The following is a 13,288-nucleotide window of genomic DNA, read 5'->3' on the forward strand; positions in this document are numbered from 1 at the left end:
GCGGTCAGCTTCCTTCTGCTGCGGTTTCGAACCAGGCGGCGATGAGGGCCCGCTCTTCCGCCGTCATGCCGGTGACGTTGCCCGGCGGCATGGCATGGCTGCGCCCCGCCTGCAGATAGATCTCGCGGGCGTGGAGGGCAATCGCCGTTTCGCTTTCGAGCACGACATCTTTCGGCGCCGCGCGCAGACCTTCCCAGACGGGTTCGGCGGCATGGCACATCGAACAGCGGGTGGAGACGAGATCGCGCACTGCCGGGAAATGCCCGTTCGATGCGAAACGCTCTACGGAGGAGGGCAGGCCGGCCTCGGCGCTTTCGCCGGTAAGCACCTTCGGCACGGTGGAAAGCCACATGATGAGGAGGAACAGGAGCGCGGTGACGAGCCAGGTCCAGGTGGGTTTGCCCTTGCGGGCATGGGTCGTGTTGAACCAATGCCGGATCGTCACACCCATCAGGAAGACCAGCGCGGCGATGATCCAGTTGAAGGCCGTCGCGAAGGCGAGGGGATAGTGGTTCGGCAGCATGAAGAAGATGACGGGCAGCGTCAGGTAGTTGTTGTGCGTGGAGCGCTGCTTGGCGATGACGCCGTATTTCGGATCAGGCGTGCGTCCGGCGATGAGGTCGGCGACGACGACGCGCTGGTTCGGCATGATGATGAAGAACACGTTGGCCGACATGATCGTCGCCGTGAAGGCACCGAGATGGAGGAAGGCGGCTCGGCCGGTGAAGACCTGCGTGTAACCCCAGGCCATGGCGACGAGGATGCCGTAGAGAACGAGCATCAGACCCCAGGTGTTCCTGCCGAGCGGGGACTTGCAGAGAAGGTCGTAGAGGATCCAGCCGAGCGCCAGCGAGGCGAGCGAGATGAGGATGGCGACCGGCGTCGAGACGTCGAGCACCGAGCGATCGATGAGGAAGAGGTCGGCGCCGCCGTAGTAGACCAGACAGAGCAACGCGAAACCGGAAAGCCAGGTCGCGTAGCTTTCCCATTTGAACCAGGTGAGGTGCTCGGGCATCTGGGCCGGTGCGACCAGATATTTCTGGATGTGATAGAAGCCGCCGCCGTGCACCTGCCATTCCTCGCCATAGGCGCCGGCCGGCAGATGCGGCCGCTTCACGAGGCCGAGATCGAGCGCGATGAAGTAGAAGGACGAACCGATCCAGGCGATGGCGGTGATGACATGCAGCCAGCGGACCGCGAAGGTCAGCCATTCCCAGGCGATGGCGTATTCATACATCGGTGCGCTCCCTCATCGTCGTTTTGCAAGGTGCACATTGCGCAAGAATCGCGGGCGAGGAAAGGGGGCGGCCTACCGGCGGTTTCCATGCCCGTCCCGAGCCGGGTTCCAGGGGGTAGTGCTCACACCGCCGCCGGCATCGTCGCCAGGATCCAGTCGCGGAAGGCGCGAATCTTCAGGATGTTGCGGCGGTTTTCCGGATAGGCGAGCCAATAGTCGCGGCCGTCGTTGCAGGTCAGCGTGAAGGGTTGATAGAGCTGGCCGGCGGCGACCTCCGCCCGGAAGTGGCCGGGATTGAGGATTGCGACGCCCTGGCCGGCCATCGCCACCTGCGCGTCGATCGTCTGCACGCCGAGCTCGTTCGGGGGGAACCGTTCGAGGCCCGGGTTGTCGATGCCAGCCGCGGAAAACCAGGTGCGCCACCAGATGTCCAGCGGGCTGATGATCGGTAGCTTCAGAAGGTCGGCCGGCTCATTTACGCCGCCGATCGTTTCGGCCAGTGCCGGGCTCAGCATGGGGGCGAAGTCCATGCGCATGACGCGGTGGCAGGTGAGGCCCGGCCAGTCGCCCTTGCCCCAGCGGATCGAGACATCCGCCTCTTCCCGGGCAAAGTCGATCAGGTCCTGTGACGTGGAAAGCCGGACGGCGATGGTCGGATGCTTGAGCTGGAAGTCGCCGAGCGTGCGGCTCAGCCATTGCGTGGCGAAGGTGGGCGTCGAGTGGATGTGCAGCTTCTGCTCGGCCGCGCCGCGCAGGTCCGCCACCGCTTCGGCGAGTTTCGTCAGCCCCTCGGCTACCTTCGGCGCCAGTCGCTCGCCGGCCTCGCTCAGGATGACCTGCCTTGGCTGGCGCAGGAACAGCGTCTCGCCGAGCGTCTCCTCCAGGAGCTTGATCTGGTAGCTGACCGCGGTCTGCGTCATGCCCAGTTCGTCGCCGGCGCGGGTGAAGCTGGCATGCCGGGCGGCCGCCTCGAAGACGCGGAGCGCATTGAGCGGGAAGTTGCGCGACATCTTCAAGGCTGAGTTCTCTTTATGGGTGCAGACGAAGCTTCGATTGGAATTCCATCATTTTTGCGCGCATCCTGCAAGCAATGGATTGGAATTTACGAGGTTTTACCATGGCATGCATCGTCAACGAGGCCCCGGTGGCACATCTGCCGTTTCGCAAGGAAGGCCTTTGGCATAAGCTCTCCCGTGTCTTTCATTGGCGGCAGCGCAGACGCCGCCCCCGCCTCGATCCGTGCGAGCTTTCCGACTACATGAAGCGCGATCTCGGTTTTCTCGACGGTCGTGGCTAGTCCGCCGTGGGTGCGCTGTCTCTGTGCCGCCATGCGGCAAAGGCAAGCAGCACTTCCGAAGTGGTCATGGCGGCGATGACCTCCGGGCGCTTGTCGTCCACTGCCGTGCCGCCGATCGGCAGAACCAGCCGGTCGGCCGCGCCGCGGTCGATGCCCTGTCGTTCCAGATGGTGCAGGAAGGAGGTGCGCTTCGACTTCGATCCGACCATGCCGACATAGGCAAGGTCGGTGCGGGCAAGCGCTTCCTGCCCGATTAGGAAATCCAGCGCATGGTCATGGGTGACGATGACGATGGCCGAACCCGGCGGAATATCGGCGACAAGCGCTTCCGGCAGGGCGGCGAGGCGATGGTGCACCTCGGAGGTGAGCTGGTCGAGCTCGCTCTGGCGTGCCTCCACGACGAAGACGTTGAGCGGCAGCATGGTCAGTGCATCCGACAGTGCCCGGCCGACGTGACCGGCACCGAAGATCCAGACCTGCGGCTTCCGCCGCTCCTCTTCCGCAAGGCGCGCGTCGAGGGTCCGGCGGGCCGCCTCGTCGGCGATGGTGAAGGCGAGTTCGACACGCCCGCCGCAACACTGGCCGATCTCGGGCCCGAGCGGGATATCGAGTCTAGCCTCACCGCCGGCACCCGCCAGCATCTTGCGGGCATTCTCGATCGCGTCATATTCAAGCTGGCCACCGCCGACTGTGCCGTGAATTTCGGTCGGCGCCACCAGCATGAACGTGCCTTCGTCGCGTGGGGTCGACCCGATCGCCGCCGTGATCTCGACGATGACGATGCGGTGCTCCCGGGCGAGAAAGCCCTCCAGACTGTCCTGCAGAAAGTTCATGTCATCCTTCTTCGACGGCCCTTGGCCGTCCGATGGCCGATGCACGCGTTTCGGGCGTGTGTGGCCTCTGGCGGAGCAAGGCGCTCCGCCGCCGGGGATATGCGGGCATAGCGGGTGCCCAGCATGTCCGTTTCTATTGGGCGGTCCAGCCGCCATCCACTGATATATGGGTGCCGTTGATCGATTTTGCCGCATCGGAGGCGAGGAAGAGCGCGATGGCCGCGACTTCGTCGACCCCGACGAATTCCTTGGTCGGCTGGAACTTCAACATGACATCGGACTTCACCTGGGCTTCGCTGATGCCGCGGGCCTTGGCCGTGTCGGGGATCTGCTTTTCGACGAGCGGTGTCAGCACATAGCCGGGGCAGATGGCGTTGACGGTGATGCGGTTCTCGGCGACTTCCAGCGCGACGGTCTTCGTCAGGCCCATGATGCCGTGTTTGGCCGCCACATAGGCGGATTTGAAGGGCGAGGCGACGAGGCCGTGCGCCGAGGCGACATTGATGACGCGGCCCCAGCCCTTGCGCTTCATGTGCGGAATGGCGGCGCGGATCGTGTGGAAGGAGCTGGAAAGGTTGATCGCGATGATCTGGTCCCATTTCTCCACCGGAAAATCCTCGATCTTCTCGACGTGCTGGATGCCGGCATTGTTGACGAGGACATCGACGCCGTCGAACTCTTCCACGGCCGTCTGGATGAGGTCGGAGATCTCGTGCGGCTTCGTCATGTCGGCGGGGTGGTAGAGCACGCGCCCCTTGCCGAGGTCGTCGAGCTTTGCGCGGGTTGCCTCGATCTCGTCCTTTGCGCCGAAACCGTTGATGACGACATTGGCGCCGCTTTCGGCGAAGGCGGTGGCAATGGCAAGGCCGATGCCGCTGGTGGAGCCCGTTACGACGACGCTTTTCATGCTTGCTGTCTCCCGATCATGCTGCGTTGCGGTAGCCTACGCCTAAAACTCGCGCGATGACAATTGCGTTTTCCGCGCGGTACAGTCCCGCTGAAAGCAGAACATGACTTGCGTTTTGTTTTCCTTTGACATTCGTTTTAGTATCGTATTGAAGATTCCGAAGGGTCTGGGAGCGACCCGCAGCTGGGAGGAAATGATGGGCGGATATGTTCTCGCGATCGATCAGGGCACGACATCGAGCCGGGCGATCGTCTTCGACGGTAGCCAGAAGGTCGTCGGTTCCGGCCAGAAGGAATTCACGCAGCACTTTCCGCAATCCGGCTGGGTCGAGCATGATCCGGAGGAAATCTGGGACAGCGTCGTCTGGTCCGTCAAGGCCGCGTTGAAGAAGGCGGGCCTTGCCGCTTCCGATATTTCCGCCATCGGCATCACCAACCAGCGCGAGACTGTCGTCGTGTGGGAGCGCGAGAGCGGCAAGCCGATCCACAACGCCATCGTCTGGCAGGACCGCCGCACCGCCTCCTATTGCGAGAAACTGAAGAAGCAGGATCTCGAAAAGACCTTCACCCGGAAGACGGGCCTGCTGCTCGACCCCTATTTTTCCGGCACGAAGCTTTCCTGGATGCTCTCCAACGTGAAGGGCGCGCGGGCGCGGGGCGCCAAGGGCGATCTCTGCTTCGGCACGATCGACACGTTCCTGATCTGGCGGCTGACCGGCGGCAAGTCCCATGTCACCGACGCCACCAATGCCAGCCGTACGCTGATGTACAACATCGGCACGAACGCCTGGGACGAGGAGTTGCTCGACATCCTGCGCGTGCCCAAGGCCATGCTGCCCGACGTGCTGGACTGCGCCGCCGATTTCGGCGTGACGGAGAAGAGCCTGTTCGGCGCGGAAATCCCGATCCTCGGCGTTGCCGGCGATCAGCAGGCGGCCACCATCGGCCAGGCCTGCTTCGAGCCGGGCATGATGAAGTCGACCTATGGTACCGGATGCTTCGCGCTGCTCAACACCGGCACGGACATGGTGCGCTCGAAAAACCGCCTGCTCACCACCATCGCCTACCGGCTCGACGGCGAAACGACCTATGCGCTGGAAGGCTCGATCTTCATCGCCGGTGCGGCCGTGCAATGGCTGCGCGACGGGCTGAAGGTCATCAAGGCCGCGTCCGACACCGGTGAGCTTGCCGCCAAGGCCGATCCGACGCAGAACGTCTATCTCGTGCCCGCCTTTACCGGCCTCGGCGCGCCGCACTGGGATCCGGATGCCCGCGCTGCCATCTACGGCATGACGCGCAACACGGGGCCGGCGGAATTCGCCCGCGCCGCGCTCGAGGCCGTCTGCTACCAGACGCGCGACCTGCTCGACGCCATGCACAAGGACTGGAAGGCGAACGGCAAGGAAACGGTGCTGCGCGTCGATGGCGGCATGGTCGCATCCGACTGGACCATGCAGCGCCTCGCCGACATCCTCGATGCTCCCGTCGATCGCCCGACCATCCTGGAGACCACGGCCCTCGGCGCCGCGTGGCTCGCCGGCCAGCGCGCGGGCGTGTGGCCGGACCGCAAGGGGTTCGCCAAGTCCTGGGCGCGGGATACGCGTTTCGAGCCTCAAATGGACGAGAAGACCCGTGCGGTGAAGATCAAGGGCTGGAAGGATGCGGTTCGGCGAACGCTGAGCGACAGGTAGGCATTCCTGCCGAAGCTGGCATGCTCTCGATACGGGCGGCCTTTCGGTGCGGCGCCTCCAGATGCTATGGCCATGGCATGCAACTATCCTCTCCCACCGTCGAAGGCCGATCCTGCGGTTCGTGCACGCTCTGTTGTCGTTTGCCCGAGATCGACCTGTTCGACAAACCGGCCAACGCCTGGTGCACGCATTGCGTCGAAGGGGCGGGCTGTTCCATCTATGCCGACCGCCCCTCGGTCTGCCGGGACTTTCTCTGTCTCTGGATGGTCGACGAAACGCTTGGGGACGAGTGGGAGCCAGCCCGCGCGCGCATGATGATCTATCGGCAGGGGCCGCAGATGACGGTCCTCGTCGATGTGGATCACCCGGACATCTGGCGAAGCGAACCCTACCACACGCAATTGCGTCAATGGGCGCGTGAGGCCGAGCGCTCGGGCGGCTATGTCATCGTCTTCTGGCGCGACGACGTGTTCAAGATCTGATCGGCAGCCGCGTCCGGTTGTTCGCCCTTGGTGACGGCGCGCTATGGCCTTTGGGTCCGGCGCCCGAAGACGTTGGTTTTCCCGGGTGTGGGGGCGGCCTGGCGGATTGGAGGCGGTGACGGCTCCTGCCTGCATGCCGTCGGCCCGGGCAGGCGATAATGCGTGTGCGGCACGAAGAGAAGATCGTGCTCCGCGACGATCGCGACCATGCCGTGCGGCAGCGCGAGCGTCGGCAGGTGGTCGTGCATGAAACGATGAAACTCGACGGCGATCAGCGCGTTGAAAACCACCTCAGCATAGGCCACCGGGTCACTCGTCGCCGTTCTCCCGCCCGAGGCCGTGACGCCAGTCGAAAATCCATAGTGGTAGTGATCGCCGCGCGGGATGGCTGCCGCCAGCGCCAGCACATCGTGCATGCCGTCGATCGGAGCGGATTCGAGCGTGTCGAAGGCGCCCTGCCAGGCGCTGCCGACGGCATTGCATTCGCTTGTGATCTCGGCATCGGACTTCGCCAGGAAATCGTAGACCCCGCGATTGTAGAGGCTGATCTCGATGCCCTGGTGGAAACGCTTCGCCGCGTCGACGGCGCGTTCATGCGCCGAGAGATCGAAACCGAGACCGCTGAAGGTTTCGGGCATTCCCGGCTGGTGGCCGGCATGGCGGAAGGCGGCATGCGTCGCCCGCTGGATCTCGCCGGCCTCGTCGCCGATGCGAAGGGTGAAGACGGGGTCGAAATTCCGGGCGGGCAGGTCCTTCAGGAGTACGGTCAGCTGGTCCTTGCCGTTTGCAAAGGCACGGCGATCCACGATCTCTCTGGTGAGGGAGAAAATCCCGGATTTCCAAGCGCGGAACTCATCGATGAGCCTTGCGCGTTCGTTCTCCGCCACCATGGAAAGGGTCTCCGTTTCGACCTCTCCTAGCATTTGTGAATTAAGATATTCCCGGCCCGATTGCGCAAATTTGACGGAACCGGCGCGCGAGACCGGCATTGCCGGTCCGTTTCTTGCCGATGGTCAAAAATATTCCGGTGCGCCCTGTCGGCGGAGCAGCTACTCCTACGTCTATCAACCAATGGGAGATCACCATGCTGTATGCCGTTCTTTGTTACGATGCCGAAAGTGAAGTCAACGCCTGGTCGAAGGAACTCGACGCGCAGGTCATGGCCGATCTCGGTGCGGTCAACCAGCGGTATGCCGAGGCCGGCAAGCTCGGTCCCGTCGCGCGGCTGATGCCGACGACGGCGGCCGTCACCGTGCGCAAGGGCGCGACGGACGATATCGTCATGGACGGCCCCTTTGCCGAAACCAAGGAGCAGTTCCTCGGCTTCTTCGTGCTCGACGTGGAGACGCTGGAGGAGGCAATCACCTTCGCCCGCGAGCTTTCCGCGGTCAATCCGGCGAACGGCACCTATGAGGTCCGGCCGTTGCAGTATTTCAATCCGGGAGTACCCATCACATGACAGAGCTTGCCTGGATCGATCTGGCGCTGACCTCGGCACGGCCGCAGGCCATGGGAGCGCTGTTGCGCTATTTCCGTGACCTCGACATGGCGGAGGAGGCCTATCAGGAGGCGTGTCTTCGCGCGCTGAAGACCTGGCCCGACAAGGGCCCGCCGCGCGATCCGGCTGCCTGGCTCATCTTCGTCGGCCGCAACAGCGGTATCGATCAGGTGCGCAAGCGTGCCAAACACCAGCCGCTGCCGCCCGAGGAGGTGCTGTCCGATCTGGAGGATACGGAAAGCGATCTCGCGGACCGGCTGGACGGTGCGCATTACCGCGACGACATTCTCCGCCTGCTCTTCGTCTGCTGCCACAAGGACCTGCCGGCGACGCAGCAGATCGCGCTGGCGCTGCGCATCGTCTCGGGCCTGTCCGTCCGGCAGATCGCCCGTGCGTTCCTCGTCTCGGAGGCGGCGATGGAGCAGCGCATCACCCGCGCGAAGGCAAAGGTGGGGGCCGCCGGTATTCCCTTCGAGACGCCGGATGCGGTGGCGCGGGCCGAGCGGCTCGGCCTTGTCGCCGCGATGATCTATCTCGTCTTCAACGAGGGCTATTCGGCCGGCGCGCCGGACAAGGCGGACACGCCCTTCTGCGCCGAGGCGATCCGGCTGGCACGCCTGCTCCTGAAGCTCTTTCCCACCGAACCGGAGATCATGGGCCTGACGGCGCTGCTCCTGCTCCAGCACTCGCGGCTTGCGGCCCGTTTCGACGGGGACGGGCAGATCGTCCTGCTGGAGGACCAGGACCGCGCGCTGTGGGACCGGGGCCTGATCGACGAGGCGCTGGTGCTGATCGACAAGGCGATCCGCCACCGGGCACCTGGCGCCTTCCAGATCCAGGCGGCGATCGCCGCGTTGCATGCCCGTGCGAAGACGGCCGGTGAGACGGACTGGCTCGAGATCGACCTGCTCTATCAGACGCTGGAGCGCCTGCAGCCTTCGCCGGTGGTGCGGCTCAACCGCGCCGTCGCCGTTTCCAAGCGGGAAGGGCCGGAGGCGGCGCTGGCGCTGATCGAGCCGCTTGCCGAAAAACTGAACGGCTACTTCTATTTCCACGGCCTGCGTGGCGGTCTTCTGAAGCAGCTCGGCCGTTATGGCGAAGCGCATGAGGCCTTCGACCGCGCCATCGCGCTCGCCACCTCCTCGGCCGAGGCCGCCCATATCCGCCAGCATCTCGACAGCATGCAGCGCGAGAGGGCCGCGGCCGAAAAATAATCCGCTTTCGATGTCGGATCGGTCGCCTGACGGGCGTCCTTGAGACGAACCAGAGAACACACCCAACGAGGAGACAGACATGACCGACGTCGAGATCAAGCCCGCCAACAACCGCGAACTGGTGCTCACCCGCGTTTTGAACGCCACGCCCGCGCAGCTCTTCAAGGCCTGGACGACGCCGGAGCTGATGAAGGAGTGGTTCGCGCCAAAACCCTACGAGACGCCGGTCATCGAGATCGAGCCGCGCGACGGCGGCAAGTTCCGCACGGTGATGACCGGCCCGGACGGCTTCCATATGGACAGCACCGGCATCTTCCTGAAGGTGGAGAAGGACAGGCGCATCATTACGACCGATGCCTTCGGCCCCGACTGGAAGCCCACCGAAAAGGCCTTTTTCAGCGCCGAGATCCTGTTCGAAGACGCCGGCGACGGCAAGACCCGCTACACCGCGATCGCCCGTCACTGGTCCGTCGAGGATTGCGAGATGCACGAGAAGATGGGTTTCCACGAGGGTTGGGGCCAGGTGGCGACGCAGCTGGAGGCAGTGGCCGCGCGGCTTTGACAGATGTGCGGGGACGGGCGCGCTGCATCCGTCCTCTTCATCTTCGTGAACACACTGTTTCCCGAACGGCCCTTTCAAGCCGCTTGCGCCGGCCATATCTCTGGGCAAATCCCTCTTGCCTGGAACATCCCATGGAACTTGGCCTCTATACATTTGCCGACGTCGATCCGAATGCTGCCGACAAGGGGCGGGAAGGGGAGCGGCGGCTGAAGCATCTCCTGGAAGAGATCGAGCTTGCCGACCAGGTCGGGCTCGACGTCTTCGGGCTCGGCGAACACCACCGGGCGGACTACGCCGCCTCCGCGCCGGCCGTCGTTCTGGCCGCCGCGGCCGCGCGGACCAAGAGCATCCGGCTGACGAGCGCGGTGACGGTGCTCTCCTCGGATGATCCGGTGCGCGTCTTCCAGCAGTTCTCGACGGTCGACCTCATCTCCGGCGGTAGGGCGGAGATCATGGCGGGACGGGGCTCCTTCGTCGAATCATTCCCGCTCTTCGGCTATGCGCTCGATGATTATGACCGGCTCTTCGAGGAGAAGCTGGACCTGCTTTTGGCGCTCAACGAGAGCGAAACGGTGTCGTGGAACGGGACGATGCGTCCGCCCTTGCCGGGGCTCGGCGTCTATCCGCGCCCCGTGCATGGCCGCATGCCGGTCTGGATCGCCGTCGGCGGCACGCCGCAATCGGTGGCCCGGGCGGGGGCCTATGGGTTGCCACTGGCGCTTGCCATTATCGGCGGTACGCCGTCACGCTATGCACCGCTCTTCGATCTTTACCGCGAGGCTGCCCGCCGCGCGGGTCAGGATGCGGGCAAGCTGAAGACCAGCATCAACGTGCACGGCTTCATCGCCGACACCACAGCCGCTGCGGCCGACACCTTCTACGGTCCGCAGGCCGAGGTGATGAACCGCATCGGCCGCGAGCGCGGCTGGGGGCCGACAAGCCGGGCGCAATTCGACCAGTCGACCGGGCCGGCCGGCCATCTCTTCCTCGGCGATCCCGAGACGGTGGCGAAGAAGATCGCCGATCACCACCGGATCTTCCGCAACGACCGGTTCCTGCTGCAGATGGCGATCGGCCCGATGCCGCATGACGCGGTGCTGCGCGGCATCGAGCTCTACGGCACGAAGGTCGCCCCGCTGGTGCGCGAGATGCTGGCGGATGCAGCAAAGGACGCCGTGGCCGCTTCTGCCTGACAGCGGCGCGCGGGCGTGATAAGAGGCCCGCGAAAGAGAGATGCGATGACCCTGGAAAACGACGAAGACCTCAACGGCCTGAAGGCCATCGGCCGGATCTGCGCCAATGTGCTGCAGCACATGTCGACGGCCATCCGGCCGGGCATGACGACGGCCGAACTCGATCTGATCGGCCGGCGCATGCTGGAGGCGGCGGGCGCGCGTTCGGCGCCGGAAAGCTGCTATGCCTTTCCGGGCGCGACCTGCATCAGCGTCAATGAAGAGGTGGCGCACGGTATTCCGGGCGACCGGGTGATCCGCGACGGCGATCTCGTCAACATCGACGTTTCCGCCGCGCTCGACGGCTATTTCGCCGATACCGGCGCGTCCTTTACCGTGGGACGGTCGACGCCGGCGGTCGAGCGCCTCTGCCGTGACGGCAAGCGGGCGCTCTGGGTCGGGCTGAAGTCGGTGAAGGCCGGCCGGCCGCTCGCCGAGGTCGGCAATGCCATCGGCGAATTCGCCCGCAAGAACCGTTACACGCTGATCGCCAATCTCGCCAGCCACGGTGTCGGCCGCTCGCTGCACGAGGAGCCGACGGAAATCGCCACCTGGCCGGACCCGCAGGAAAAGCGCCGCATGACGGAAGGTCTCGTCTTCACCGTCGAGCCGTTCCTCTCGCTGGGCGCCAACTGGGCGGAGGGCGGCAGCAACGACGAATGGACGCTCTACAGCGAGCCGAGCGCACCGACGGTGCAGTTCGAACACACCGTCGTTGCCACCCGCAACGGGCCGCTCGTGGTGACGCTGCCGGGTTGATCCGAGGGATCAACGGCCGGCTTTTGCCGGCCTTGTCGCTGCAACAGGCGGCCTTGGCCGCGTGCATCCCACCGGCACACTGCCGACCGGGTGCGTGCAGGAACTGGCTGGCAGCAAGGGACATTTTCCTTGCCGGCAAGTCGGCCGCGTCGGCGGAATACCGTCTTCGGCACCACCGTTCCCGGTGGAGCGCCTTCCATTAAATCTCGGTAATCCGGGCGCTTGGCGATTGTTGCGATGCGTAAACTCCTCTAGGTTCTGCGCGAACCGGCGGCACTGCCGCCCCATGCAAACGAGAGTTTCGCACCTTGTTCCATTCCTTCTTCCCGCAGCCGAAGCTGTTCTTTTCCTCCCTTGTCGTCTGGACGCTGCTTTCGATTGCGGTCTGGTACACGGTCGGTGCCGATTTCGGTGCCTTGATCGGCCTTCCGCCTCTGCCGGCCGGTACGGAGCCTCCGGTGGGCCTCGGCTACTTCGTGACGACGGACAATATCTGGTTCTATCTCTATTTCATGATCTGCACCGGCCTCTTCGGCCTGTTCTGGCAGATCCGGGCGAAGGATCATCCCTGGACCAACTGGTCGATCTGGGGTTCGGCCTTCATCATCTTCTCGACCTATTTCAGCGTGCAGGTCTCGCTCGCCATCAATAACTGGCGCCGCCCCTTCGGCGATACGCTGATGGGCGCTTTCCAGCCGAACAGCACCGTCACGGTCGCGAATTTCTTCGACCTGATGCTGATCTTCTGCCAGATCGCCTTCATCAGCGTCTTCGTCTACGTCATCACGCGCTTCTTCGTCAGCCACTACGTCTTCCGCTGGCGCACGGCGATGAACAATTACTACATGTCGCTCTGGACGCGCGTACGCCACATCGAAGGCGCCTCGCAGCGTGTGCAGGAAGACACGATGCGCTTCGCGTCAATCACGGAAGGCCTCGGTGTCAGCCTGATTGACGCCGTCATGACGCTGGTCGCGTTCCTGCCGGTGCTCTTTGCGCTTTCCGTCCATATCGGGCCGATGCCGTTCATCGGCGAAATCCCGCATGCCCTGTTCTGGGCCGCGATCCTCTGGTCGGCCTTCGGCACCTTCCTGCTTGCCTTTGTCGGCATCAAGTTGCCGGGCCTCGAATTCCGCAACCAGCGTGTCGAGGCGGCCTATCGTAAGGAGCTGGTCTACGGCGAGGACGACGAAGCGCGGGCCCAGCCGCCCACCGTGCGGGAACTGTTCGACAATGTCCGGACGAACTATTTCCGGCTCTATTTCCACTATCTCTATTTCAACGTCGCCCGCATGTTCTACATTCAGGCGGATAATCTCTTCGTCTATTTCATCCTTGTGCCCACCATCGTTGGCGGCAAGATCACCTATGGTATCCTGCAACAGATCCTGACGGCCTTCGGCCAGGTCTCCAGCTCGTTCCAGTATCTTGTGAATTCGTGGTCGACGATCATCGAGTTGCAGTCGATCCACAAGCGCCTCCGCGCCTTCGAAGCGGCGATTGAGGGGCAGGAGTTGCCGAGCATTGACCGGCAGTTCATTGACGTCGGCGGCAATGAGGAGCTGGCGAAGTAAGGT

14 protein-coding genes are annotated in these 13,288 nt (G+C 64.1%); 9 read left to right on the forward strand and 5 right to left on the reverse strand.

Annotated elements, in window-relative coordinates; translation table 11 throughout:
- Positions 1–4: 4 nt before the first annotated feature.
- A complete protein-coding gene (locus AKG11_RS12800) occupies positions 5–1,237 on the reverse strand; it encodes a urate hydroxylase PuuD (protein ID WP_050744147.1) in 1,233 nt (410 codons plus the stop codon).
- 122 nt (positions 1,238–1,359) lie between these two features.
- Complete coding sequence (locus AKG11_RS12805) at positions 1,360–2,253, reverse strand: LysR substrate-binding domain-containing protein (protein ID WP_050744148.1); 894 nt, start codon at positions 2,251–2,253, stop codon at positions 1,360–1,362.
- Positions 2,254–2,354: 101 nt separating this feature from the next.
- Here AKG11_RS12805 and AKG11_RS12810 point away from each other — a divergent pair, with 101 nt between their 5' ends.
- On the forward strand, positions 2,355–2,534 hold the full coding sequence (locus tag AKG11_RS12810) for a hypothetical protein (RefSeq protein WP_023513852.1): 180 nt from the start codon (positions 2,355–2,357) through the stop codon (positions 2,532–2,534).
- On the opposite strand, the gene xdhC is transcribed toward AKG11_RS12810, so the two are convergent.
- Together xdhC and AKG11_RS12820 are read right to left on the reverse strand one after the other, a co-directional pair.
- Positions 2,531–3,367, reverse strand: a complete 837-nt coding sequence (gene xdhC, locus AKG11_RS12815; protein ID WP_050744149.1) for a xanthine dehydrogenase accessory protein XdhC — start codon at positions 3,365–3,367, stop codon at positions 2,531–2,533. The genes AKG11_RS12810 and xdhC overlap by 4 nt on opposite strands.
- A gap of 133 nt (positions 3,368–3,500) precedes the next feature.
- Positions 3,501–4,274 carry a 3-hydroxybutyrate dehydrogenase gene (locus AKG11_RS12820; RefSeq protein WP_023513854.1) on the reverse strand — a complete coding sequence of 258 codons (774 nt, stop codon included), beginning with the start codon at positions 4,272–4,274 and terminating at the stop codon, positions 3,501–3,503.
- Positions 4,275–4,470: 196 nt separating this feature from the next.
- Between AKG11_RS12820 and glpK the strand changes: the two genes are divergently transcribed.
- On the forward strand, positions 4,471–5,964 hold the full coding sequence (gene glpK, locus AKG11_RS12825; RefSeq protein WP_050744150.1) for a glycerol kinase GlpK: 1,494 nt from the start codon (positions 4,471–4,473) through the stop codon (positions 5,962–5,964).
- Positions 5,965–6,104: 140 nt separating this feature from the next.
- Positions 6,105–6,446 (forward strand): YkgJ family cysteine cluster protein, encoded by a 342-nt coding sequence (locus tag AKG11_RS12830; protein WP_245290103.1) that lies wholly within the window; start codon positions 6,105–6,107, stop codon positions 6,444–6,446.
- 41 nt (positions 6,447–6,487) lie between these two features.
- Here the strand turns inward: AKG11_RS12830 and AKG11_RS12835 are convergent, their stop codons facing one another.
- The gene (locus AKG11_RS12835; RefSeq protein WP_156334094.1) at positions 6,488–7,336 is read right to left on the reverse strand and encodes a hypothetical protein; all 849 of its coding nucleotides are present in this window, start codon (positions 7,334–7,336) and stop codon (positions 6,488–6,490) included.
- A gap of 194 nt (positions 7,337–7,530) precedes the next feature.
- Here AKG11_RS12835 and AKG11_RS12840 point away from each other — a divergent pair, with 194 nt between their 5' ends.
- The 6 genes from AKG11_RS12840 (at position 7,531) to sbmA (ending at position 13,285) form a co-directional block, all read left to right on the forward strand.
- Positions 7,531–7,905 (forward strand): YciI family protein, encoded by a 375-nt coding sequence (locus AKG11_RS12840; protein WP_024270168.1) that lies wholly within the window; start codon positions 7,531–7,533, stop codon positions 7,903–7,905.
- Positions 7,902–9,158, forward strand: coding sequence for an RNA polymerase sigma factor (locus AKG11_RS12845; RefSeq protein ID WP_050744152.1), 1,257 nt, complete (start codon positions 7,902–7,904; stop codon positions 9,156–9,158). The genes AKG11_RS12840 and AKG11_RS12845 overlap by 4 nt, the downstream gene beginning before the upstream one ends.
- Positions 9,159–9,237: 79 nt before the next feature.
- The gene (locus AKG11_RS12850) at positions 9,238–9,720 is read left to right on the forward strand and encodes an SRPBCC family protein (protein ID WP_050744153.1); all 483 of its coding nucleotides are present in this window, start codon (positions 9,238–9,240) and stop codon (positions 9,718–9,720) included.
- A 131-nt stretch (positions 9,721–9,851) separates the two neighbouring features.
- Positions 9,852–10,913, forward strand: coding sequence for an LLM class flavin-dependent oxidoreductase (locus tag AKG11_RS12855; protein WP_023512073.1), 1,062 nt, complete (start codon positions 9,852–9,854; stop codon positions 10,911–10,913).
- Positions 10,914–10,958: 45 nt separating this feature from the next.
- Entirely contained in the window at positions 10,959–11,711 is a 753-nt protein-coding gene (map, locus tag AKG11_RS12860) for a type I methionyl aminopeptidase (RefSeq protein ID WP_023512074.1), read from the forward strand.
- A gap of 308 nt (positions 11,712–12,019) precedes the next feature.
- Positions 12,020–13,285 carry a peptide antibiotic transporter SbmA gene (gene sbmA / locus AKG11_RS12865; RefSeq protein WP_024270167.1) on the forward strand — a complete coding sequence of 422 codons (1,266 nt, stop codon included), beginning with the start codon at positions 12,020–12,022 and terminating at the stop codon, positions 13,283–13,285.
- The last annotated feature ends 3 nt before the right edge of the window (positions 13,286–13,288 follow it).

Source organism: Shinella sp. SUS2, from assembly GCF_001262505.1.
Lineage (GTDB): Bacteria > Pseudomonadota > Alphaproteobacteria > Rhizobiales > Rhizobiaceae > Shinella.

Coding starts and splice junctions, on each gene's coding strand:
- AKG11_RS12840 (WP_024270168.1), top strand. CDS start 7,531: ATGCTGTATGCCGTTCTTTGTTACGATGCCGAAAGTGAAGTCAACGCC.
- map (WP_023512074.1), top strand. CDS start 10,959: ATGACCCTGGAAAACGACGAAGACCTCAACGGCCTGAAGGCCATCGGC.
- xdhC (WP_050744149.1), bottom strand. CDS start 3,367: ATGAACTTTCTGCAGGACAGTCTGGAGGGCTTTCTCGCCCGGGAGCAC.
- AKG11_RS12845 (WP_050744152.1), top strand. CDS start 7,902: ATGACAGAGCTTGCCTGGATCGATCTGGCGCTGACCTCGGCACGGCCG.
- AKG11_RS12800 (WP_050744147.1), bottom strand. CDS start 1,237: ATGTATGAATACGCCATCGCCTGGGAATGGCTGACCTTCGCGGTCCGC.
- AKG11_RS12850 (WP_050744153.1), top strand. CDS start 9,238: ATGACCGACGTCGAGATCAAGCCCGCCAACAACCGCGAACTGGTGCTC.
- AKG11_RS12810 (WP_023513852.1), top strand. CDS start 2,355: ATGGCATGCATCGTCAACGAGGCCCCGGTGGCACATCTGCCGTTTCGC.
- AKG11_RS12855 (WP_023512073.1), top strand. CDS start 9,852: ATGGAACTTGGCCTCTATACATTTGCCGACGTCGATCCGAATGCTGCC.
- AKG11_RS12820 (WP_023513854.1), bottom strand. CDS start 4,274: ATGAAAAGCGTCGTCGTAACGGGCTCCACCAGCGGCATCGGCCTTGCC.
- glpK (WP_050744150.1), top strand. CDS start 4,471: ATGGGCGGATATGTTCTCGCGATCGATCAGGGCACGACATCGAGCCGG.
- AKG11_RS12835 (WP_156334094.1), bottom strand. CDS start 7,336: ATGGTGGCGGAGAACGAACGCGCAAGGCTCATCGATGAGTTCCGCGCT.